The following is a 20,730-nucleotide window of genomic DNA, read 5'->3' as shown; positions in this document are numbered from 1 at the left end:
TACAACCCGCAACCACACGCTGCACTCAGCCTTCACCGCTCTTGACCAGCAAGTGCTTGGCGAACATGCCGTGCAGCTTGCCGAAGGCGCGTGCCAGGTGCAGCGTGACGAACAGCAGCAGCACGCCTACGACGAACAACGGCAGCGTCAGCCACGGGCTGGTGACATCCACGCCATCCCAGGTCAGCACCGCCGTGTTGTCGAACAGCAGGACCAGCGGTGAAGCGGCCAGGCCCAGCGCCAACGACAACAAGGTGGTGAACACGCTGAAGTAGACGATGCCCAGCGGCAGCATCAGCAGGAAGTACAGCATCGTGCTCCAGGTGCGCGCATCGGTGAACATCGCGCCGATGCGTTGCAGCCAGCCACCTTGCGGCCCCGGATGGGCGGGACGACGCGGCATGCGCACGCCCAGCAGCGTCTCCACCACGCGGCCTTCCACCAACGACAGCACCCGCACCGATCCGAAGAACAGCACCAGCAATGGCACACCGATGATCAGGATCATCAACCCGGCCGACAGGCTCGCACCGGTAATCACCCAGGTGAAATAGAACACGCCGGTGACCAACGACAGCAGCATGTAGAACAGCGCGCCGTAGCTGCGTGGATCGGCAGCCACGCCGAAGAATCTGCCGAACCACGTACTGCGTCTGCGCGGCAGCGGCGGGCGCAGTGCACGTGTCACCGTCACTTCGGTTTCGCGATAGATCTCGGCCACTTCATCCGGTGCACCGTAGCTGCCTGCCACGCCGGCGATTACTTCCGCTTCGCTTTTGCCGGCCTGCTCGGCCAGTTCGGCGCGCAGATACTCTTCGGCGTCGTAGAGCGCGTCCTGGATCATCGCCGGGTCCGCGCCGGCCAGGGCCTGGCGCAGTTGCGCCAGGTAATCGGGAATGGTGGTCGGCAACGGGCGTGCCTGCGTAATGGTCGTCATGAGTGGGTCCCCTCCAGCACTGAGTCAACGGAATCGCGGGTGGCGCGCCAGGCGGCGGTCCAGTCGCGCAGGCAATCACGCCCGGTTTGGGTGATGCGGTAATAGCGCCGCGGCGGACCGGACGCGGACGGCTCGACATGGCTCTGCAGCAACCCGGCCCCCTCCAGATTGCGCAGCACCGGATACAACGCGCTCTGCTTGCCGCTCAGCACGCCGTCCAGCCGCTCCATGCGCTTGGCGATCAGATAGCCGTACAGCGGCTCCTCGGCCTGCGCCAGCACCGCTAATAACGCAAGCGATACCGTGCCCGCACTCAGCTCTTTCTGAAATTTCCGCAGGTAGGCATCGGGTTCGCTCATCGGCCATCTCCGCTAGGTCGAAGGCAATGCTATTGCGAAGTTGGGTATAGTGGATGTGCCGGTAGTCATGAGAATTGAGAATCGGGAGTGGGGAATGGGAAAAACACGTCCCGTCGCGGAGACGCTTATGTGTTCTCCGGTGGCTTTATTGCCGGTGTACCGAATCACTTTTTTGAGAGTCGTGCGCTGCCGACGAAGCGTGCTCTACCGACTCCCCATTCCCGATTCCCCATTCCCGGCTTCATCAACGCGCTCATGTGCTTAGAACCATTGGGTTACTCCCTTTGCGGCAGCGCTCCACTACAGTCAGTGCCCACTGAGCCGATACCACTCGCTCAGACGACTCACTTTTTCGATAGGGCGACACGATGCGACTAGCACGCTTGGCACAGCCGGCCATGGCTGAAACTTCCTTTGGTGCCACCCGGCGCCTGTGCTTGGCGATCGGGTTGTCACTGCCGGGACTGGGGTTTGCGCAGGCGCAGACCGCGCCGGTCAACGCCGAGCAGACCCAGCCGGAGCCTGCAAAGGCTGCGCCCGCCGCTCCGGCAGCGCCCGCTGCCGCGAAGGGTTATCCGCTGGAAGCGCAGGGTTGGGGCGCCAAGCAGGGCGGCAACATGTGGCAGGTGCGTTGGGCCGAAGACTGGTCGTATCTGAAGGATCCGTCCAAGCGCAAGAGTCCGTTCGATCCGCTCAAGTACATCCCGTTCAATGAATCGGGCGATGTGTATGTCTCGCTCAGCAATGAATTACGTGTGCGCAGCAACACCATCACCAATCCCGGTCTGATTCCCGGCAGCCATTCGCAGCAGCAGTATCTGTTCCGCGCGTTCTTCGGCGCCGACTTCCATGTCGGCGAGCATTTCCGTCTGTATACGGAACTGGCGCACGGCAGCCTGGATGGACGCAACGAAGGTACCAAGACCGGCACGCAGGAAAACAACGCGATCCTGCAGCAGGTGTTCTTCGATGTGAAAGGACGCGTCAAAGATGCCGACCTCGGCCTGCGAGTCGGTCGTCAGGTGTTTGTCGATGGTCCCACCACGCTGATGGCATTGCGCGACAACACCGATATCTTCGTGACCTTCAACGGTGTGCGCGCCTGGGCGATCGGCGAAAAGACCCGTGTGGACCTGTTCGATTTCAACTTCAACCTCGATGGCACCGAGGGCCTGGGCGACGATCGCATCGACCGCTCGCGGCATTTCCGCGGCGTGGTCGGCGGCTATCGCATGCCGACCGCCAAGCCGATGTACCTGGAGCCGTTCTTCTACCAGTTCCGCAACGACAATCAGGTCTGGGGCCGGCAGACCGCCGAAGAAAACCGCAATTATTACGGCCTGCGCCTGTGGGGCAATGTGGGCAAGCTGCGCACCGACTCGTTCGTGACCGTGCAGCGCGGCAGCTACGGCGGGCGCGATCTGCGTGCCTACATGGCCAGCACCTCCAATGCCTGGACGCTGAGCGAATCGGGCTGGAAACCGCGGCTGGGCTTCCATAGCGAAATCGCTTCCGGCGGCGGTGGCACCTCCGGCACCGGCACGCTGCGCAACAACAACTTCCTCTATGGCAATACGATCTACTTCAGCTGGGCCACGTTCTTCGGCCCGGTCAACCTGGTCACCGCTGCGCCCACGTTCACCTTCTCGCCCACCTCCAAGATCACCGTGAACCTGGAATGGGAAACGCTGTGGCGGCAGACCACCAGCGATGCGATCTACAACAACCAGGCACGCGCCTACGCCCGCACGCAGAGCACCGGCGAGCGCCGTATCGGCACCATGCCGCGCATCAACGCCACCTGGAACATCGACCCGAACTGGTCGGTGACCTTCCGCGCCGAACACCTGATGGCCGGGCCTGCGCTCGAAAAGGCCGGTTACGGCGATTCGACCTTCGTGATGGGCTGGTTGAATTTCCGGTTCTAAGCAGGGGCATCACACTGATGTAGCGACTGACAACGCCGTCCGGGATCCGTTCCTGGGTGGCGTTGTCCGTTATGCAATCAGCGATGCGTGCTTGCCTGCACTGGTGTCGCCTTCTGCAGCCGCAAGTGTCACGGCTTGCCCTGCATCGCTGCTGCCTGTGCCACCTTGCTTGCCGCCAATGGCATCTGCAGGTTGGCGTGATCGCTGCGCGCGTAACGCGTCAGTTCTAGCGTCTTTCCATCTTCGCCTGCGTTGATGTCGCGCCCTGGTCGGATCAGCGTGGCGGGCAGTTGATCCAGGCGCTGCGCCAGCGTCTGTTGCTCGGCAGGATGCGCACGTAGCCACAGCACTGCCGAGGTCAGCCGCGTTGTCGCGGCCAGATCCTGCAACTGCCATTGATACTGCGCGCTATCCATATGCTCCACGTCGGCGAACAGGCAGCCGATTGCGTTAGCAATACAGGCGAAGGTCACTGTTGGCGCGGCAGGCATGGCACTGGTCGGCACCTTGCGGTCCTGCTCCAGCTGCGTGCGCACGTCGGTGTGGCAGGCCCAGGTGTAATACGGCGCGGTCAGTGCACGGGTTCGTTCAACGTCCAGCAGCGGCGGCACCAACCTGTCGTACCAGCGCCGCTGCTCGCCGCCGGCTTCGACGACCGCGCGGTAATTGGCGCTGACCAAGCGTGCTTCGCCACGTAGCCCCCCACACAGGTTGGTCTCATCCATCGTCAACGGCGCAAATGCCGCTTGGCAATGCGCAGGTAATGGCTGGGTGGACGGCAGTTCGCTCAGCATGCCGGTGAACAGCTCGGCGTTACCGCGCAACATGGCTGCCCCGATCATCGTCGCGATCAGTGTGTCCTGACCGCGCAACAGCACGCGCGCCACCTGTGCGTCCGCACACACACCAGACAACGCAGCCTGCTGGCGGCCCTGGACGAAGTCCAGCGCGTGCTGGGTCATCGGCACACTCAACCCCTGCAACTCCGGCAGCGGTGTGTCGGCACGGGTCGGAAACAGATTGCGGTAGTAGTCACGCGATGACAGTGTGGCGGCGCGCTGCAGCAGCGGTGCCTGGGACATCAGCGCCTCGGCATAGGCTTGGGGCTGAGCGCGCACCTTGTCCAGGCAGTCTGGGGTGGACCAGTTGCACTTGGGCGGTGCAGCGGCTGGCCACGGCGGCGTGCGCGGATAGCGCGCTGCGTCGCTGACAAAACGGCCGCAGTCCTGGCGTTCGCAAACTGCTGCAGATCGCGTTCCATCACGACGTCCTGTTCGGTAGCCGGGACGACATACGGCAGCAACCAGAGTGCAGCAAATAGATTCGAGCCTGCCGGCGGTGCGGCTGGTGGTTGATCGATCTGCGCCAACGCCTGGCGCTGCGCGTCAGGAATCGGCCAGCGCGCGGAGATCGCGTACAGGGCCACCAGCAGGGCGATCAGGATGCATAGCCCCAGCAGGGCCGACTTGAGGAATTTGGCGAGCATGCGGGGGCAACCGTCCGTGGATGAGCTGCGCCATCTTAGAGCGGCCCGGACAGAGCCGCGAGTGGCATACGCCGATGCGCACTCGCCGTCTCCCCGGCGAACAAGGCGCGCTGCGCGCCTGCACCGGACGCGGCCGAATGCCTACAATGCGCGTATGTCCGAATCCCCCACTCCGCCCACCCGCCCTTCCCTGCAACGCGTCTTTCTGACCGGTTTGCTCACCCTGCTGCCGGTCTGGTTGACCTGGGTGGTGGTGAAGTTCGTGTTCTCGCTGTTGTCGGGCATCAGCAGCCCGTGGGTGGTGCCGTTGTCCGAACGCATCGCTGCCTCGTTCCCCGACTATCTGGGCTGGATCAAGGCACTGTGGGTGCAGAACACCATCGCGCTGATCGCCACCGTGGGCGCGATCCTGTTTGTCGGCATCCTCAGCCGGCGGGTGATCGGCCAGCGCCTGCTGCGCTGGTTCGAGGCGATCATGCGGCGCATCCCGCTGGCCAGCGTGGTGTACGACAGCGCGCGCAAGTTGCTCGACATCCTGCAGACCCAGCCCGGCAGCACCCAGCGCGTGGTGCTGATCGACTTCCCGCACCGGGACATGAAGTCGGTGGGCCTGGTCACGCGGGTGATCAAGGAACAGGGCACCGGCCGCGAGCTGGCGGCGGTGTACGTGCCAACCACGCCCAACCCGACCTCCGGCTATCTGGAGATCGTGCCGGTGGAGCTGCTCACGCCCACCGACTGGAGCGTGGACCAGGCGATGAGCTTCATCATCTCCGGTGGCGCAGTGGCGCCCGAATCGGTTCCCTTTACCCGTACGGCGGATCGCTAAAGCCATGACACAGGTGCGTACCCTCGACGATCGTGCGGTCCGCCTGTTCATTGCCCTGGCCGCGTTCTTCTGCGTCAACGCGGCATTGGCCGAGTTCATCGGGGTCAAGATCTTCGCGCTGGAAGACACCCTCGGCATCGCGCCGTTGAACTGGAACCTGTTCGGCCAGACCGGCTCGCTCAGCTTCACCGCCGGCACCTTGTTGTGGCCGGTGGTGTTCATCATGACCGACACCATCAACGAGTTCTTCGGCAGTCGCGGGGTGCGTTTCATCTCGTGGGTGGCGGTGGCGCTGATTGGCTACGGCTTCGTGTTCGCGTTCGCCGCCATCGCACTGGCGCCGGCGGGTTGGTGGGTCACGGCGGCGCAGAGCCAGGGCGTGCCCGACTACCAGGCCGCCTTTGCAGCGGTGTTCGGCCAGGGGCTGTGGACGATCGGCGGGTCGCTGGTGGCCTTCCTGTTCGGCCAGTTGATCGATGTGTCGGTGTTCCATCGCATCCGCCGCGCCACCGGAGAAAAGCACGTGTGGCTGCGCGCCACCGGCTCCACGGCGGTGTCGCAGTTGGTGGACAGCTTCGTGGTGATCTACATCGCCTTCGTGCTCGGCCCGCAGCATTGGTCCATCGACCAGTTCCTGGCGGTGAGCACGCTCAACTACGTCTACAAGATGGGCTTTGCGATCGCACTGATCCCGCTGCTGTATCTGGCGCGCCGCGCCATCGGCGCATACCTGGGCGCCGAACGCGCCGAGCAACTGCGCGAAGAAGCCGCCGCCGGCTGACAACGCAAAAACCTGCCGGCCGCAGCGCTGCCAGGCGAGGGCCGGCGCCCGTGGCGGTGGCTTCCACTCGGCCTCGTCGGTCATGCGTGTCGCCTGCCTGACGACCGCTGGCTGCGTTTGCCGATCACGCAACGCCCGCAGCGACCGCCCATCGAAATTTTGTTCAATCCGTCGCCGCGCTCGCTGGCCATGCTGTTGCGCCCCGCTATGGATTCCGCGCCATGGACCATCTTGTCGCAATGGCCAGCTTCGCGCTGGTGTGCTCGATTTCGCCCGGGCCGGTCAACCTGGTCGCGCTGAGCACCGGCGCCAGCGCCGGCGCGCGTGCCGGGCACGGCCATGTGATCGGCGCCACCGTCGGCTTCGTCGCGCTGCTGTTGCTGGTGGGCATGGGACTGCAGCAAGTGCTGCTGCGCTGGCCGCTGCTCGGCCGTGCATTGCATCTGGCCGGGGTGGCGTTTCTGCTCTACATGGCCTGGCGCCTGCTGCGCGACGATGGCGTCATCCAGACCACCGGGGCGCGCCCGGCGGCCTCGTTCTGGACCGGTGCGGCGATGCAGTGGCTCAACCCCAAGGCCTGGCTGGCGGCGACCTCCGGCGTTGCCCTGTATGCGACCGCAGGCACCACGCAGCTGGCGGGCTTTGCGGCGTTGTATGCGCTGATCTGCTATCCCTCGCTGGGGTGCTGGTTGCTGGCCGGCGCCGTGCTGCGGCGGCACGTGCAGGTGCCAAGGCAGCTGCGGCGGTTGAACCGGGTGCTGGCCGCGCTGCTGGTGCTGAGTGCGGTCTATCTGCTGACCGAATGGGGCACGGCATTGCGGTAACGCCCTGGCGTCACCGCCCAGGCACGTTTGAAGCTGCGCTGCAGATGCGCCTGGTCGGCGTAGCCATGCGCATAGGCGACCTCGGCAATGTCACCGCCGCGCCGCAAGGCCTCGCGCGCACGCTGGAAACGGCAATCCAGCAGATACGCATGCGGGGTCAGCCCGTGCGCCTGACGGAAGCCGCGAATCAAGCGCGGCGCCGGCATCCCGGCCAGCGTGCACAGCTCGCGCAGCGAGACCGCACGTGCATGATGGGTCTGCAGATACTCGGCCACCCGCTGCATCGGCCCGGTATCGACCGCGAGCGCACGACTGATCGGCTCCACATGCAGATGCAGCCGCGCCACGAACGCGATCAACGCACTTTCGCGTGCCAGCGCATCGGCGCTGCCATCGGCCAACACGGCATGCATGCGCTCGAAGGCGGTATAGGCTGCCGGGGTCTGGCACAGCGGCGCTGCCAGCATGTGCACATCCGCATTGGCGGCCAGGCCGAGTGCGCGTTGTTGTTCGCGCAGCCACGCCACGTCCAGATACAGCATGCGGAACGACCAGTCCTGCTGCTGATCCGGATTGCAGGCATGCACATCGCCAGGGTTGATCAGGGTCAGCGACCGCGCGCCCACCTGCGCTTGCATGCGTCCATTGCGATAGCGCGCCAGCCCGCGATCGATCGCACCCACCGACCATTGCTCATGCGTGTGCGCGGCGTAACACAGGCTGCGGCTGTTGATCACCTGGCGCAGTTCGACGAAGGGCAATGCCGGATCGCGCCAGAAGCCCTGCCCACCCTGCACGGGCAGCTGCGTCCCGCATGTCGATTCATCCCTTGGCATATGCGCAAGCCTATCGCACTGCAACATGCCTGCGTGCTGCAGGCGCGCGCAGCGGGCTTCATGAATTCCAGGCGCGCCCCGTGTGCCGCATGGGTGGCCGGAACGGCGCGGATCGGGCAAGCTCCCCGCTCGCTTGTTCCCGGAGCCGGTAATGCCCCTCAGCTTTTCCCGCCTGCTGTCCCTGGCCCTGGCCGCCGTGCTGAGCCTGTCAGTGGCAGCGCCCGCCGACGCGGCCAAGAAGAAAACCGGCAAGGCACAGACCACGCAAACCCGCGCCAAGGCGAGCAAGGGCAAGAAGACCGCCAAGCCGGCGGCCAAGACCACCAAGGCCGCCAAGGGTGGCAAAGCCGCCAAGCCCAGGCCGCGTGCCGTGGCCGCACCGGTGGTGCTGACCAAGGCGCAGCAGCTCAATTTGCTCTACGACCAGTACTGGGATGCCTCGCTCAAGCTCAACCCGCTGCAGGCCACCTTCCAGGGCGAGACCCGCTACAACGACCAGTTGCCCAACTTCCTGTCGCCGGCGTTCCGGCAGCAGTCGCACGACTTCACCGTGCTGTGGCTGGGCAAGGCCGAGGCGCTGGGGCCGGACGGGCTGAGCGGGCAGGACCTGCTGAGCTACCAGATCTTCGTGCGCGATGCGCGCAGCGCACTGGCGGCCGAGCAGTTCCCCAGCTGGATGCTGCCGATCAACCAGTTCTACAACATCGCCAGCATCGCGGTGGTGCTGGGCTCGGGCACCGGCGCGCAGCCGTTCAAGACGGTCAAGGACTACGACAACTGGTCGCGGCGCGCGGTGGGCATCCCGGACCTGTTCGACCAGGCCATCACCAACATGCGCGCCGGCATGCAGGCCGGCGTGGTGCAGCCGAAGGTATTGATGCAGAAGGTGTTGCCGCAGCTGGATGCGATCATCGCGCGCAATGCCGAAGACAGCCTGTTCTGGGGCCCGGTGCGCAACCTGCCGGCAGACATGCCCGAGGCCGACAAGCAGCGCATCACCGCCGAGTACAAGCGGCTGATCGAAGTGCGGATAATGCCGGCGTACCGGGCACTGCGCGGCTTCATCGCCACCGAGTACCTGCCGGCCTGCCGCGACACCGACGGCCTGACCGCGCTACCCAATGGCGCGGCCTGGTACGCCTACGACGTGCGCCAGAGCACCACCTCCGAGCTGACCCCGGAGCAGATCCATCAGGTCGGGCTGGACGAGGTCGCGCGCCTGCAGGCAGAGATCGCCACGCTGGCCAAGCAGGTCAGGTTCCGCGGCAACCTGCCCAAGTTCTACAAGTTCATGCAGACCGACAGGCGCTTTGCGTTCCGCAGCGAGACCGAACTGCTGGGCTATTACCGCGGCCTGCAGGGACGCGTGCAGGCCGCGGTGCCGCGCCTGTTCAATGTGCAGGGCATGCCGGCGCTGGAAGTGCGCGTGGTGGAACCGCAGCGTGCGCAGTCGGCCGCCAGCGGCTCGTACATGCGTCCCAGCGGCGACGGCAGCACACCGGGCGTGTTCTACGTCAACACCTCCGACCTGGACACGCGCCGGACCTGGGAGACCGAGAGCCTGTATCTGCACGAGGCCATCCCCGGCCACCATTTCCAGCTCGGGCTGCAGCAGCAGCTGACCGACCTGCCCAAGTTCCGCCGCCTGGGCGGCGAGACCGCCTATATCGAGGGCTGGGGGCTGTATGCCGAATCGCTGGGCCGCGAACTGGGCCTGTATCAGGACCCGTACAACTACTACGGCTATCTGCAGAATGCGTTGTGGCGCGCAATTCGCCTGGTCACCGACACCGGCCTGCACAGCAAGGGCTGGACCCGTACCCAGGCGATCGACTACATGCTCAACAACTCGGCCATGACCCGGACCGATGCCGAGGCCGAGGTGGACCGCTACATGGCCATCCCCGGCCAGGCGTTGGCCTACAAGGTCGGCGAGATGAAGATCGCGCAGTTGCGTGAGCAGGCGCAACGCGAACTGGGCCCGCGCTTCGATGTGCGCGCCTTCCACACCGAAGTGCTCAAGGACGGCTCGGTGCCGCTGGATATCCTGCAGGACAAGATCCAGCGCTGGATCGCCACGCAGAAGGGCTGAGGCAGCTCAGCCCGCCACCCGCGCACGCGCCAGCGCGGCGATGTCGCGCGGTGTGGTGCGGCAGCACCCGCCGATCAGCCGCGCACCGGCCGCCAGCCACTGCGCATGCTGGTCGGCCAGGGTGCATGCGGTCGTGCTGCCGGCATGCCACTGTTTTGCGCCGGCATCGTAGTGCTCGCCGGAATTGGGGTACACCACCAGCGGCAGCGCCGTCAGCGCGGACAATGTCTGCAACGCGGCGGTGACCTGCTCCAGCGCAATGCAGTTGATGCCCACCGCGATCACCTGCGCGCACGCATCCAGCGCGGGGATGACCTGCGCCAGCGCGGTGCCATCGCTCAAATGTGCCGCATCGCGCAAGGTGAACGAGAACCACGCATGCAGCTGCGGGAACTCCTCCAGCAGCAGGCGCAGCGCGACGATCTCGTTGGCCGACGGCAGCGTCTCGCAGGCCAGCACATCCACCCCCGCCTCGGCCAACGCGGCGATGCGCGGGCGATGGAAGTCCATCAGTTGCGCCAGCGGCAGGTCGTAGTCGCCGCGGTACTCCGAGCCATCTGCCAGGTAGGCGCCATACGGCCCGACCGACCCGGCCACCCATAACGGCGCGTCCTGCGGTTGCGCCTGCAGATGATCGACACGCGCCTGCGCGGCCAGGGCCACGCTGCGTGCGATCAACGCCTGCGATTGCGCCAGATCCAGACCGCGCGCGGCAAAGCCCAGCGGCGTGGCCTGGTAGCTGGCGGTGATGGCGCACTGCGCGCCGGCAGCGAAATAGTCGCGATGCACCTGATAGATCAGCTCCGGCTGCTCCATCAGCACGCGCGCCGACCACAGCGCATCGTTGAGATCGCAGCCGCGCTGCTCCAGTTCAGTGGCGAGCGCGCCGTCGAGCAGCACGTAGCCGTCCTGCTGCAGCGCCTGGCTGAAAGGCGCATCGGCGCGCGGCTGGCGTGGAAGAATCGTCATGCGGGTTGCCTCCTGCTCGCAAGCCATTGGGTGAGTGCGTAGGCGCCGTAGCACAGCGCCACAAACGGGATGCCGCACCACAGCGCAATGCGCTGCTGCGGATCGAATGCCAGGCCGATGCAGGCCAGCAGACAGAGTGCAAAGCCCAGCAGCGGCGTCCACGGATACCACGGCGCGCGATAGGCCAGGCTCTCCGGTGCGATGCCATCGCGCAGCAATTGGCGACGGAAACGGTAGTGCGAGGCGCAGATGCTCAACCACACCACCACCACCGCAAAGCCGGACACCGCCGAAATCGCCACGAACACGGTATCGGCCGCATAGACGCCGGTGAGCAGCGCCAACAGGCCGCCCAGCATGCTCAGTATCAAGGCCGGCAACGGGATGCCGCGACGGGTCAGGCCTGCCAGCCGCGCCGGCAGCGTGCCTTCGTTGGCCAGCGACCACAGCATACGCGCGGCCGCATACAGGCCGGAATTGGCCGCCGACAGGATCGCGGTCAGGATCACCGCATTCAACACATCGGCCGCATACGGGATGCCCAGCAACTCGAACGCGCGCACGAACGGGCTGGTGTCCACCGCTGCCTGCCCGGCCGGCAGCAACGCGGCCAGCACCAGCACGGTGCCGACGAACAACACCACCAGCCGCACCAGCGTGGTACGGATCGCCAGCGGAATCGCACGCGCCGGCTGTGCGGTTTCGCCAGCGGCCACGCCGATCAACTCGGTGCCGGAAAAGGCGAAGTTCACTGCCACCATCGTCATCAGGATCGGCAGCGTGCCTTGCGCAAACCAGCCGTCGGCGCGCAGGTGGCGCAATCCGGGTGCCGGCGACCCATCGGCCAACGGCAGCACGCCGATCACCGCCGCGCCGCCAAGCACGATGAACAGCACGATCGTGATCACCTTGATCAGCGAGAACCAGAACTCGCCTTCGGCAAACCAGCGCGCCGACACCGTGTTCAGGCCGAAAATCAGCGCGCAGAACAGCAGGCACCACGGCCATGCCGGCGTGTGCGGGAACCAGTACTGCATGCAGAACGCCGCCGCAGTCAGGCTCGAGCCCAGCGCCACCGTCCAGGTCAGCCAGTACAACCACGCCACCACGTACCCGGTGGCCGGGCCGAGATAACGCGCGGCGTACACATGGAAGGCGCCGGTCTGCGGCATCGCCACCGCCAGCTCGCCCAGGCACTGCATCACCAGATACACCACCAGCGCGCCGATCAGATAGGCGATCACCGTGCCGAGCGCGCCGGTGCTGGCGATGATGTAGCCAGTATTGAAGAACAGGCCGGTGCCGATCACGCCACCCAGCGACAACATCACCAGGTGGCGCACCTGCATGCTGCGCTGGAATTGCGGTGCGGCGGTCGGCGACGATTCGGGCATGGGTGCATCTGATCGGGGGGAAGCTGCATCCTGCCACGCGCAGGCAGACGGGCACAGCCGTGTGCGGGCGAGCCGTGAGCCATGAGCTTTCGTTGACTGACGGGCGGCGATGCTTCCGATTGGTTTCCGCAGGCCCTCGGCATGCCGCATCATCGCCATCCAGCTGCGCAAACATCTGCGCGCGGCCGGTTTGCCCACAAACCTGCCAATGCCACATCACGGTGCATGCGATGACCTTGCTGCGCTCTGCATCGCGGGCACACGCCTGCCTTCTCTGTGCGACGCGCCTTTGACCGTGCCGGGTCGAACTGCACCTGCACGCGGGCATGCGCGCCGCTGTCTTCATCGTCGATGACCACGCCGCCGAACTTGGGATGCTGCACGTTGGCGCCGAGCGTGATCGCCGGCGCCTCGATCATGCCGTGCCGCAGGCTGCGCGGCGCGCCCAGCGAGGCGCTGCGCGAGACCTGCACCTTCGGCCGCACGTCGTGCAGCAGTTCGCGCGAGATCTCGCGCAGGAAGCGCGAGGGCAGGACGTTCGCCGTGCCGGTCAGGGATCGAGCCGGCAATAGGCGCCCGGTGTATAGCCGAAGCTCTCGCTCATCGCGTTGCGAAACTCGGCGAACGTAAAGTCGGTCGCCACCCGCATCAACACGCCGGCATAGGCACCGCCGGTTCTGCCGCCGCTGCCGGTGCCCCACTGCACCTGCCAGGTCGCGTAGGTGTTACCGTCGTGGGTCTGGGCGCGCTGCAGGTCCACGCGCAGGCCTTTGACCTCTTCCATGTCCGCAATCACGCCTTCGCTGTTGGCGTAGTTGGCGGGGACTTGGATCACGGTAGCGTCGTTGACCTCGCTGCGGCGGATGCCGACATGGTTGGCGATCTTCGCCGCCAGGTAGTCGTCGAGCACATGCTTGCGGATCTTGGTGGTGGCACTGCTGAACGTGCCGGTGCCGTTGTTGGTGTAGGTGGTCATGGAGACAGTCCTCTTTTGTTGGGTGGATGCGCGGATGGACGACGGCGCCGGGCCGGTCAGAGCTGGTGCAGGCGTTCGATGAACCCGGCGCGGTCCTCGATGCGCTGGTCGGTGGCGATCAGCGGCCTGTCCTGCCAGGTCGCCTTGCCGACGCGGACGAGGGTTGCCTGGGCATCGGTGAGATCGCCGGCCTTAACCCCCACGCTCTCGGTCAACTGCGCATAGCGGATCAGCAACCGGTCACGTGCGATGTAGACCACCTGGCTGGACGTCGCCGTGTGCATATTGATCTCGATCTGCTCCACCAGCGCCGGCAACCGGTGCGATGTCAGCAGTTCGAGGCGATTGACGCCGCAGATGCACGACCAGCCGGCAAACATGCCGTCCTCGGTGAGCAGGGGAGCAAATTGCGGCAGCCAGGCCAGCGAAAAGCAGCTATCGACGATCAGCGCCGGCGTGCGGATGCCGATGGTGACCAGATCCTCGATGAAACTCGTGACCTCTTCGACACCTGTGCAGTCGTTTAACTGGATCGGTGCGCCTTGGTTGTCGACATTGCCGTGGCCGCCGCCGATCCACAGCGTGTCGTAATGCAACTGCGGCGTGCCCTGCTCGGTGCGCGGCAAAGCTGCGACGATCGCGTCGCGATCAGGCAGCGTGCCGGCCGTGTGCCGGATCACATGCACGCCCTGGGGGATGGATTTGAGATGCTGCGGCTGGAACGCAAGAATGGACATGGGCAGACTCGGTTGGCATGGAAGGACGATGCCCCGGCGGCGTCATGCAAACGCGCACCGGTACGACATCGGTGTCCAGCATCGGTTGCGTCGACAGTGCAGCCCATCGGCAAACCCCTGAGATCGGCCTGCCACGCGGAGGATGTCGGCGGAGAGCACCACGATGCGCTTCCGCATTCCCGGCCAGGAATCGCGCATGCGGCGCTACATGTCCGTGCAGGGGCGTCGGCGGATCAGCCGTGCTGTGGTCCTCGATGTGCACGCGCGGAGCGCTGCGTCACGCGCATTACATCGCTGCCGCACGATGTCGATCAGCCATCCTGCAACGCGTGCGCAGACGAGCACAGCCGTATGCCAGGGCCCGCGGCTAACTATCGGGCGGTTATGCTGCCGATTGGTTTCTGCTGGTCCTCTGACATGCCGCACCATTACCTTTCATCTGCGCAAACATCCGCGCACTGCCTGCTTGCTGGGGGCGTGCCCACAAATCTGCCAATGCCACAGCACCCTGTGTGCGATGACGCTGCTGCGTCCGGCATCGCGGGCACGCGCGCGCCATCTGCATGCGAGGCGCCGCCGAGCGTGCCGGCACTGCCCGGCTGGTCGACGTCAATGCGTTGGAGCGCGGCATGAAGCTCGCCGGCATCCACCATGTGGCGATCATCGCTGGCGACTACGCGGTGTCCAAACGCTTCTACTGCGACATCCTGGGCCTGCGGGTGCTCGATGAGCATTACCGGCAGGCGCGCGATTCCTGGAAGCTGGACCTGGCACTGCCCGATGGCGGCCAGATCGAGCTGTTCTCGTTTCCCGCCGCACCGCTGCGCCCCAGCCGCCCGGAAGCACGCGGCCTGCGCCATCTTGCCTTCCGCGTCGAGGATCTGGACGCGGCCGTGGCGCATCTCACTGCGCACGGCGTGGCCACCGAAGACATCCGCATCGACGAGTACACCGGCCGCCGCTTCACCTTCTTCGCCGACCCGGATGAGCTGCCACTGGAGTTGTACGAGATTGCCTAGCGCGTATGCCTGGCTGTCACCGCCGCTGCGGTAGAGAGTCTTGCCCGTCAAGAGAGGGCAAACCTTCGCCTCGCGCGGTGTCGATCGTGCGACTCAAGCGCTGAGTAGCCCAGCCGCTATCGACAGAGCGGCGTCATGTCGCCGCAGCGTCGTCGCAGGCATGGATGCGGCACGGGCCAACAAACGCCATGCCGGAAATTGCACGCATGTATCACTTCATCCTGCGCATCGTTGTCGCTGTAGCGATCATTCTTGCCGGCTGCGGCTTTCTTTTCCCAAAGCGGTATGTCGCGCCGAAACCTGGTGAGCCCCTCGCCACCTTGACGCTTGCCAAGCCCACCAAGCCCAGCCTGATCCCTATCGAGCCAGTCCAGTACTTCGATGTCTTCGAAGATGCCAGTTGTGCAAAGGGCGGACGTGGCGGATTTCTGGGCGCGCTGACTGCTCCGGTCAAGGGCGTCCTTGGCAAATTGAGTAACAATCAGCCTCGGGAGGAGTATTCGGTTGTCCCCGACAAGCAGCTCTTTTTGCGCGCACGAATGGTGCAAACGCTCGACTCACGCCGTCGAAGCCTGACCACCGACAACTGTACCAATCTTGTGTCATTCACGCCGATGACTGGGGAGCACTACATCGCCAGCCAGCTCTACGAGAACGACCGCTGTCGGCTGATCGTCACCGATGCGAAGACCGGCGCTGCCCCGGCGGATCTGGAATTTGTTCCGATGTCAGGAGAGTGCCATGAGAACTGAACGTGTCCTTTTGGCAGCAATGATGGTGCTCCTGGCCGGCTGTGGGGCAACACGCAGCGCAGCGCTTTCCTTGTCGACGTTCGATGAGCCAAGCGATGGGCTGCGTGCACGTATTCGCCTGGTCACCGAGCGACCCGCACCCATGCTTTATCCAAACCGCACCTGCGTCGGCGGAACGAACCGGGATGCCGGCATTGCACCAAGCTCGCGGCCAGGTCCGTTCGGCACGGGCGCGGGGCAAAAAATCGGCATTCCCCCCGTTGCCGTCAGCGGAGGACGATACGTCACTGAAACACATGTCAGGTCAGGCGAACCGATCACCCTGTCGCTGTCGGCAGGGGGCTGCACGGACAACCGCTGCGTGTTGAACACGCCGCTATGCACCGTGAGTCGCAGCTTTGTCCCGGAAACGGGTCAGGACTATGTGGCGACCATTCTGTCGCGTGGGCCGGAATGTGAGGTGGAAATTTCTCGCATCGTCACCCAGCAAGGGCGAACGCGCCTCATGGCGGAGCAGACGGCAGCAGCATCCCGTTGTCCTTCCTCAAACTGAACGCCCTGTCCTTCCCCCACCATACTCCACGGTATACATTCTGGTCAGGCCGTCGACGGCGGCCATAGCAATCCCTGGGAGGGGACACATGCGCAAGACCTTCAAGACCCTGATGCTGGCCCTGCCGCTGGCCGCCGCCTCGCTGCTGGCCCAGGCCGCCGATTCGCCGGTGGGCCGCTGGAAGACCATCGACGACGAGACCGGCAAGCCCAAGTCGGTGGTGCAGATCGAACAGCTCGGCAACGGCACGCTGAGCGGCAAGGTGGTCGACATCCTGCAGTCCAACCACGGGCCCAACCCGACCTGCGACAAGTGCGATGGCGCGCTCAAGGGCAAGCCGATCAAGGGCATGACCATCCTGTGGGGCCTCAAGCCGGACGGCACCGCGGTGTGGAGCGGCGGCTCGGTGCTCGACCCGGCCAAGGGCAAGACCTACAAGGCCAAGGTCACCCTGACCGATGGCGGCAAGAAGCTGCAGATGCGCGGCTATGTGGGCATCGAGGCGTTGGGCCGGACCCAGACCTGGATTCGCGAATAGGCCGGGAATCGGGAATCGGGAATCGGGATTGGGGAATCGGTAAGAGCAGGCGCCCGTGAGGGCGCCTTTTTTGTGCGCTTCCATCCTGACGCTACATGCGCGGCCAAACACCTGCGCGCCTCGACAACATGGCCGCATGACCCTGCTTTGACCGATTCCCAATCCCGATTCCCGATTCCCAGCCCCAATCCCTGCTCTCGACTAATGCGATAATCGGCTGTCCCCCGCATTACGCCTGCCATGACCCGCACCGCACTCGTCACCACCGCCCTGCCCTACGCCAACGGGCCGCTGCATCTTGGCCATCTGGTCGGCTACATCCAGGCCGACATCTGGGTGCGCGCGCGCCGGCTGCGCGGCGACAAGACCTGGTTCGTCTGCGCCGACGACACCCACGGCACGCCGATCATGCTCGCCGCCGAAAAGGCCGGGGTCACCCCGGAAGCCTTCATCGCCAACATTCAGGCCAGCCATGAGCGCGATTTCGCCGCGTTCGGGGTGACCTTCGATCATTACGATTCGACCAATTCGCCGGTCAATCGCGAGCTCACCGAGGCGTTCTACACCAGGCTGGAGGCCGCCGGTCACATCAGCCGGCGCTCGGTGGCGCAGTTCTACGACCCGGCCAAGGGCATGTTCCTGCCGGATCGCTACATCAAGGGCATCTGCCCCAACTGCGGCAGCGCCGACCAGTACGGCGACAACTGCGAGGTCTGCGGCGCTACCTACGCGCCGACCGAGCTGAAGGAGCCCAAATCGGTGATCTCCGGCGCCACGCCCGAACTGCGCGACTCGGAGCATTTCTTCTTCGAAGTGGGCCATTTCGACGGATTTTTGCGCGAGTGGCTGGCCGGCGATGTGGCGCTGCCCGGGGTCAAGGCCAAGCTCAAGGAATGGCTGGACACCGAAGGCGGCCTGCGCGCCTGGGACATCTCGCGCGATGCGCCGTATTTCGGCTTCCAGATTCCCGGCCAGCCGGGCAAGTATTTCTACGTGTGGCTGGACGCGCCGATCGGCTACCTGTGCAGCTTCAAGACGCTGTGCGCGCAGATGGGCGAAGACTTCGATGCGCATCTGGTGGCCGGCACGCAGACCGAGCTGCATCACTTCATCGGCAAGGACATCGTCAATTTCCACGGCCTGTTCTGGCCGGCGGTGCTGCACGGCACCGGCCATCGCGCGCCGACCCGGCTGCACGTCAACGGCTATCTCACCGTGGACGGCGCCAAGATGTCCAAGTCACGCGGCACCTTCGTGATGGCGCGGACCTTCCTGGACGTGGGCCTGGAACCGGAGGCGCTGCGCTACTACTTCGCGGCCAAATCCTCCGGCGGCGTGGACGACCTGGACCTCAACCTGGGCGATTTCATCGCGCGGGTGAATGCGGATCTGGTCGGCAAGTTCGTCAACCTGGCCAGCCGCTGCGCCGGCTTCATCGGCAAGCGCTTCGACGGCAAGCTGTCCGACGCCCTGCCCGACCCGGCGCAATACGACCGCTTCGTCGCCGCGCTGGCGCCGATCCGCGAGGCCTACGAGCGCAACGATGCGGCCAGCGCGATCCGCCAGACCATGGCGCTGGCCGACGAGGCCAACAAGTACATCGACGACACCAAGCCGTGGGTGATCGCCAAGCAGGACGGCGCCGATGCGCAACTGCAATCGGTATGCACGCAGGGCCTGAACCTGTTCCGGATCCTGGTGGCCGCGCTCAAGCCGATCCTGCCGCGCACCTGTGCCGAGGCCGAAGCCTTCCTGTCGGCACCGATGACCAGCTGGGAAGACGTCGCCCGCCCGCTGACCGCCCACGTGATCCAGCCCTACACCGCCCTGTTCACCCGTATCGACCCCAAACTGATCGACGCCATGACCGACGCTTCAAAAGACACCATGGCCGCACCTGCGGCACCCGCTACGGCCACCGTCAGCGCTGCAAAAGTGGCCAAAACCGATGCAAAAGCGGCTACGCCGGCCAATCCCCCTGCCTCCGTCTCGAATACAGGTCTTATTGGCATCGACGATTTCGCCAAGCTCGACCTGCGCATCGGCAAGGTGCTGGTGTGCGAATTCGTGGAAGGCTCGGACAAGCTGCTGCGCTTCGAACTGGATGCCGGCGAACTGGGCAAGCGCCAGATCTTCTCGGGCATCCGCGCCAGCTATGGCGAACCGGAAGCGCTGGTCGGCCGCAGCGTGGTGTTCATCGCCAACCTGGCCCCGCGCAAGATGCGCTTCGGCATCAGCGAAGGCATGATCCTGTCGGCCGGCTTCGACGGCGGCGCGCTGGCACTGCTGGACGCCGATGGTGGTGCGCAGCCGGGGATGCCGGTGCGGTGAAGCGGAATCGGGAATCGGGAATCGGGATTTGTAAAAGCCGGAGCTGATTGTTGAGGGAGACCTGACACGCGTGCCTGGCCCGACCCCTCATCCACCCCCTGCGGGGCACCTTCTCCCGGTGGGAGGAGGAACAGACACTACGCCTCCAACCAATCCCCATTCCCGACTCCCCAATCCCCGCCCCCATGCACCTGGCCCTGTTCGACTTCGACCACACCATCACCACCTGCGATAGCTATGCGCGCTTCCTGCGCAAGGTAGCGACGCCTGCGCAGCTGGCGACGGCGAAGTGGCAGGCCGGTCCGTGGGTGTTCGGCTATCGCGTCGGGCTGGTCTCCGCACACGCCTTGCGTGCGCGCGTCACGCGCCTGGTCTTCAGTGGTCGCTCGCTGGATGAGATGGCCGCCCATGGGGCTGACCATGCACGCAACGCATTGCCCGGAATGTTGCGCGCCGAGATGATGCGACGCATCGACTGGCATCAAGCACAGGGGCATGAGGTCGTGCTGGTGTCGGCATCGCTGGACCTGTATCTGCAGCCGTGGTGCGCCCAGCATGACCTGTCGTTGATCTGCAACAAGCTGGAACATCACGCAGGCGTGCTGAGCGGGCGCTATGCAGACGGCGATTGCGGCCCGCACAAGGCCGCACAGATCCGCCTGCGCTACGACCTGTCGCACTACGAATGCGTCCACGCCTACGGCGACAGCCGCGAGGACAAGCCGATGCTGGCGCTGGCACAGCAGCGCTGGTATCGCGGCAATCTGCTGCACTGACATGCATATCGCAACGCCCGCCTCATCGCCCGATCTGGTCGAACGCCTCGACCGCCTGTTGCCGCAGACCCAATGCGGCCAGTGCGGCTATGACGGCTGCCGCCCGTATGCGCAAGCCATGGCCAACGGCCAGGCCGATGTCGATCACTGCCCGCCCGGCGGCGACGCCGGGGCGCGCGCATTGGCGCACGTGCTGCAGCGTCCTGCACGCCCGTACGACCGCAGCCGTGGCAGCCACACGCCGCCGCAGGTGGCCTGGATCGTGGAGGCCGACTGCATCGGCTGCACCAAATGCATCCAGGCCTGCCCGGTGGACGCCATCGTCGGCGGCGCCAAGCACATGCATACGGTGATCGCCGCGCTGTGCACCGGCTGCGAGCTGTGCCTGCCGGCCTGCCCGGTGGACTGCATCGCGCTGCGCCCAGGCAGCTGAGCGGCTAGCGAGGCGGCATGCCGCGTCAAACGCAACGCCTGCCTGCGTTGCGCGTATCGCACCGCGACGCCATCCCTGACCAACGGCACCGGCCGCCAACGACGCCCTGTTTGTCGGGAACGTCCTGACGCATCCGGCGCATCCGTGCTGCGGATGCGCTCGTATTGGTAGGCACTCCCA

General features: G+C 65.4%; 19 protein-coding genes and 2 pseudogenes. 12 read left to right on the top strand and 9 right to left on the bottom strand.

Translation table 11 applies throughout. The features are described 5' to 3' along the window. Positions 1–25: 25 nt before the first annotated feature. Complete coding sequence (locus ABQY74_RS07345; protein ID WP_104624517.1) at positions 26–937, bottom strand: sensor domain-containing protein; 912 nt, start codon at positions 935–937, stop codon at positions 26–28. Beyond that, positions 934–1,296 (bottom strand): PadR family transcriptional regulator, encoded by a 363-nt coding sequence (locus tag ABQY74_RS07340; protein WP_016904272.1) that lies wholly within the window; start codon positions 1,294–1,296, stop codon positions 934–936. The genes ABQY74_RS07345 and ABQY74_RS07340 overlap by 4 nt, the downstream gene beginning before the upstream one ends. Positions 1,297–1,664: 368 nt before the next feature. Between ABQY74_RS07340 and ABQY74_RS07335 the strand changes: the two genes are divergently transcribed. After that, positions 1,665–3,224, top strand: coding sequence for an alginate export family protein (locus ABQY74_RS07335; protein ID WP_104574056.1), 1,560 nt, complete (start codon positions 1,665–1,667; stop codon positions 3,222–3,224). A 128-nt stretch (positions 3,225–3,352) separates the two neighbouring features. On the opposite strand, the pseudogene ABQY74_RS07330 reads toward ABQY74_RS07335, so the two are convergent. Next, positions 3,353–4,710: pseudogene (locus tag ABQY74_RS07330) on the bottom strand (hypothetical protein). A 154-nt stretch (positions 4,711–4,864) separates the two neighbouring features. Between ABQY74_RS07330 and ABQY74_RS07325 the strand changes: the two are divergent. From ABQY74_RS07325 to ABQY74_RS07315, 3 genes are all read left to right on the top strand, one after another. Further along, positions 4,865–5,539, top strand: coding sequence for a DUF502 domain-containing protein (locus tag ABQY74_RS07325; RefSeq protein ID WP_024940643.1), 675 nt, complete (start codon positions 4,865–4,867; stop codon positions 5,537–5,539). 4 nt (positions 5,540–5,543) lie between these two features. Next, positions 5,544–6,320 carry a queuosine precursor transporter gene (locus ABQY74_RS07320; RefSeq protein ID WP_047125687.1) on the top strand — a complete coding sequence of 259 codons (777 nt, stop codon included), beginning with the start codon at positions 5,544–5,546 and terminating at the stop codon, positions 6,318–6,320. Between the two features lie 221 nt (positions 6,321–6,541). Beyond that, complete coding sequence (locus ABQY74_RS07315) at positions 6,542–7,144, top strand: LysE family translocator (RefSeq protein ID WP_164496974.1); 603 nt, start codon at positions 6,542–6,544, stop codon at positions 7,142–7,144. Here ABQY74_RS07315 and ABQY74_RS07310 read toward each other — a convergent pair. After that, positions 7,108–7,905 (bottom strand): helix-turn-helix domain-containing protein, encoded by a 798-nt coding sequence (locus tag ABQY74_RS07310; RefSeq protein ID WP_372470057.1) that lies wholly within the window; start codon positions 7,903–7,905, stop codon positions 7,108–7,110. The genes ABQY74_RS07315 and ABQY74_RS07310 overlap by 37 nt on opposite strands. A 226-nt stretch (positions 7,906–8,131) precedes the next feature. On the opposite strand from ABQY74_RS07310, the gene ABQY74_RS07305 reads away from it, so the two are divergent. Beyond that, the gene (locus ABQY74_RS07305; RefSeq protein ID WP_039528291.1) at positions 8,132–10,072 is read left to right on the top strand and encodes a DUF885 family protein; all 1,941 of its coding nucleotides are present in this window, start codon (positions 8,132–8,134) and stop codon (positions 10,070–10,072) included. Between the two features lie 6 nt (positions 10,073–10,078). Here ABQY74_RS07305 and mmuM read toward each other — a convergent pair whose 3' ends face one another. From mmuM to ABQY74_RS07280, 5 genes and pseudogenes are all read right to left on the bottom strand, one after another. Continuing rightward, on the bottom strand, positions 10,079–11,041 hold the full coding sequence (gene mmuM / locus ABQY74_RS07300) for a homocysteine S-methyltransferase (protein WP_349793855.1): 963 nt from the start codon (positions 11,039–11,041) through the stop codon (positions 10,079–10,081). Continuing rightward, entirely contained in the window at positions 11,038–12,435 is a 1,398-nt protein-coding gene (mmuP, locus tag ABQY74_RS07295) for an S-methylmethionine permease (protein WP_349793857.1), read from the bottom strand. Before mmuP ends, mmuM begins: the two co-directional genes overlap by 4 nt. Before the next feature lie 287 nt (positions 12,436–12,722). Beyond that, positions 12,723–12,968 (bottom strand): annotated as a pseudogene (gene uvrD, locus ABQY74_RS07290) (DNA helicase II); the annotation flags it as partial. A gap of 17 nt (positions 12,969–12,985) precedes the next feature. Continuing rightward, positions 12,986–13,411 (bottom strand): hypothetical protein, encoded by a 426-nt coding sequence (locus tag ABQY74_RS07285; protein ID WP_039520257.1) that lies wholly within the window; start codon positions 13,409–13,411, stop codon positions 12,986–12,988. A gap of 56 nt (positions 13,412–13,467) precedes the next feature. Continuing rightward, on the bottom strand, positions 13,468–14,148 hold the full coding sequence (locus tag ABQY74_RS07280; RefSeq protein ID WP_039520254.1) for a hypothetical protein: 681 nt from the start codon (positions 14,146–14,148) through the stop codon (positions 13,468–13,470). A gap of 629 nt (positions 14,149–14,777) precedes the next feature. Here ABQY74_RS07280 and ABQY74_RS07275 point away from each other — a divergent pair. The 7 genes from ABQY74_RS07275 to rnfB all read left to right on the top strand — a co-directional run bounded on the left by ABQY74_RS07275 (position 14,778) and on the right by rnfB (position 20,550). Next, complete coding sequence (locus tag ABQY74_RS07275; protein WP_039522658.1) at positions 14,778–15,167, top strand: VOC family protein; 390 nt, start codon at positions 14,778–14,780, stop codon at positions 15,165–15,167. Positions 15,168–15,373: 206 nt separating this feature from the next. Next, positions 15,374–15,919, top strand: a complete 546-nt coding sequence (locus ABQY74_RS07270; protein WP_349793859.1) for a hypothetical protein — start codon at positions 15,374–15,376, stop codon at positions 15,917–15,919. After that, positions 15,909–16,472, top strand: coding sequence for a hypothetical protein (locus ABQY74_RS07265; protein WP_081400690.1), 564 nt, complete (start codon positions 15,909–15,911; stop codon positions 16,470–16,472). The genes ABQY74_RS07270 and ABQY74_RS07265 overlap by 11 nt, the downstream gene beginning before the upstream one ends. An 88-nt stretch (positions 16,473–16,560) precedes the next feature. Continuing rightward, positions 16,561–17,010, top strand: coding sequence for a DUF2147 domain-containing protein (locus tag ABQY74_RS07260; protein ID WP_016904108.1), 450 nt, complete (start codon positions 16,561–16,563; stop codon positions 17,008–17,010). Between the two features lie 240 nt (positions 17,011–17,250). Continuing rightward, positions 17,251–19,341 (top strand): methionine--tRNA ligase, encoded by a 2,091-nt coding sequence (gene metG / locus ABQY74_RS07255; RefSeq protein ID WP_349793861.1) that lies wholly within the window; start codon positions 17,251–17,253, stop codon positions 19,339–19,341. Positions 19,342–19,526: 185 nt separating this feature from the next. Then, entirely contained in the window at positions 19,527–20,117 is a 591-nt protein-coding gene (locus ABQY74_RS07250) for an HAD family hydrolase (RefSeq protein ID WP_039528307.1), read from the top strand. Position 20,118: 1 nt separating this feature from the next. Beyond that, positions 20,119–20,550 carry an Rnf electron transport complex subunit RnfB gene (rnfB, locus tag ABQY74_RS07245; RefSeq protein WP_104573818.1) on the top strand — a complete coding sequence of 144 codons (432 nt, stop codon included), beginning with the start codon at positions 20,119–20,121 and terminating at the stop codon, positions 20,548–20,550. Positions 20,551–20,730 lie beyond the last annotated feature (180 nt).

Source organism: Xanthomonas sp. WHRI 7064 (genome assembly GCF_040202355.2).
Taxonomy (GTDB): Bacteria; Pseudomonadota; Gammaproteobacteria; order Xanthomonadales; family Xanthomonadaceae; genus Xanthomonas; species Xanthomonas arboricola.
This window is presented reverse-complemented; position numbering and strand designations above follow the sequence as displayed.

Bases quoted from the DNA above. Each gene is read 5' to 3' on its own strand.
- ABQY74_RS07345 (WP_104624517.1), bottom strand. From the start codon at position 937: ATGACGACCATTACGCAGGCACGCCCGTTGCCGACCACCATTCCCGAT.
- ABQY74_RS07340 (WP_016904272.1), bottom strand. From the start codon at position 1,296: ATGAGCGAACCCGATGCCTACCTGCGGAAATTTCAGAAAGAGCTGAGT.
- ABQY74_RS07335 (WP_104574056.1), top strand. From the start codon at position 1,665: ATGCGACTAGCACGCTTGGCACAGCCGGCCATGGCTGAAACTTCCTTT.
- ABQY74_RS07325 (WP_024940643.1), top strand. From the start codon at position 4,865: ATGTCCGAATCCCCCACTCCGCCCACCCGCCCTTCCCTGCAACGCGTC.
- ABQY74_RS07320 (WP_047125687.1), top strand. From the start codon at position 5,544: ATGACACAGGTGCGTACCCTCGACGATCGTGCGGTCCGCCTGTTCATT.
- ABQY74_RS07315 (WP_164496974.1), top strand. From the start codon at position 6,542: ATGGACCATCTTGTCGCAATGGCCAGCTTCGCGCTGGTGTGCTCGATT.
- ABQY74_RS07305 (WP_039528291.1), top strand. From the start codon at position 8,132: ATGCCCCTCAGCTTTTCCCGCCTGCTGTCCCTGGCCCTGGCCGCCGTG.
- mmuM (WP_349793855.1), bottom strand. From the start codon at position 11,041: ATGACGATTCTTCCACGCCAGCCGCGCGCCGATGCGCCTTTCAGCCAG.
- mmuP (WP_349793857.1), bottom strand. From the start codon at position 12,435: ATGCCCGAATCGTCGCCGACCGCCGCACCGCAATTCCAGCGCAGCATG.
- ABQY74_RS07285 (WP_039520257.1), bottom strand. From the start codon at position 13,411: ATGACCACCTACACCAACAACGGCACCGGCACGTTCAGCAGTGCCACC.
- ABQY74_RS07280 (WP_039520254.1), bottom strand. From the start codon at position 14,148: ATGTCCATTCTTGCGTTCCAGCCGCAGCATCTCAAATCCATCCCCCAG.
- ABQY74_RS07275 (WP_039522658.1), top strand. From the start codon at position 14,778: ATGAAGCTCGCCGGCATCCACCATGTGGCGATCATCGCTGGCGACTAC.
- ABQY74_RS07270 (WP_349793859.1), top strand. From the start codon at position 15,374: ATGTATCACTTCATCCTGCGCATCGTTGTCGCTGTAGCGATCATTCTT.
- ABQY74_RS07265 (WP_081400690.1), top strand. From the start codon at position 15,909: ATGAGAACTGAACGTGTCCTTTTGGCAGCAATGATGGTGCTCCTGGCC.
- ABQY74_RS07260 (WP_016904108.1), top strand. From the start codon at position 16,561: ATGCGCAAGACCTTCAAGACCCTGATGCTGGCCCTGCCGCTGGCCGCC.
- metG (WP_349793861.1), top strand. From the start codon at position 17,251: ATGACCCGCACCGCACTCGTCACCACCGCCCTGCCCTACGCCAACGGG.
- ABQY74_RS07250 (WP_039528307.1), top strand. From the start codon at position 19,527: ATGCACCTGGCCCTGTTCGACTTCGACCACACCATCACCACCTGCGAT.
- rnfB (WP_104573818.1), top strand. From the start codon at position 20,119: ATGCATATCGCAACGCCCGCCTCATCGCCCGATCTGGTCGAACGCCTC.